Origin of the sequence: Bacillus cereus (assembly GCF_015071065.1) — a bacterium.
Classification (GTDB): Bacteria; Bacillota; Bacilli; order Bacillales; family Bacillaceae_G; genus Bacillus_A; species Bacillus_A cereus_BA.
In genome coordinates, this window is record NZ_VOVA01000097.1 from 1 (window position 1) to 421 (window position 421).

The following is a 421-nucleotide window of genomic DNA, read 5'->3' on the forward strand; positions in this document are numbered from 1 at the left end:
ACCACAAATTTCACCAATTACTTTTAATCCATTAAAATCCTCTTCAGTCTTTGCAACCATTGTATATCCTCCCTTTTTAAAGTATTTTATGATTAGTATACCATTTAGTTTCTAACAGGAACGGGGTTTTCTTCAACAATCTGGCCCTTTAATGAGGGAAGAAAACACTATTTGTTCTTTTCCGATAGCTTTCTATATAATGAGGTTCTGGACACATTTGTAATTTCACAAATTTAACGTTGTTAAAAACAGGGGAATCGTCATAGGGGTACCGCCACACATCCATCAACTTAAGGTATCTTTTTATACAAAATGTGGTTTTTTCACGTAGTCTTTTATTATCTTTTATAGATAGCCTAAAAGTAGGCACATCAAATAAACCCTGACGGGTTTCAAATTTTTCGCTATGCTACCTGATGGG

Annotated in this window: 1 protein-coding gene; it reads right to left on the reverse strand. The window is 34.2% G+C overall.

Annotated features, from left to right (window positions below):
* Positions 1 to 167: 167 nt before the first annotated feature.
* On the reverse strand, positions 168 to 233 hold the full coding sequence (locus FT637_RS30735) for a hypothetical protein (RefSeq protein WP_407707240.1): 66 nt from the start codon (positions 231 to 233) through the stop codon (positions 168 to 170).
* Between the last annotated feature and the right edge of the window lie 188 nt (positions 234 to 421).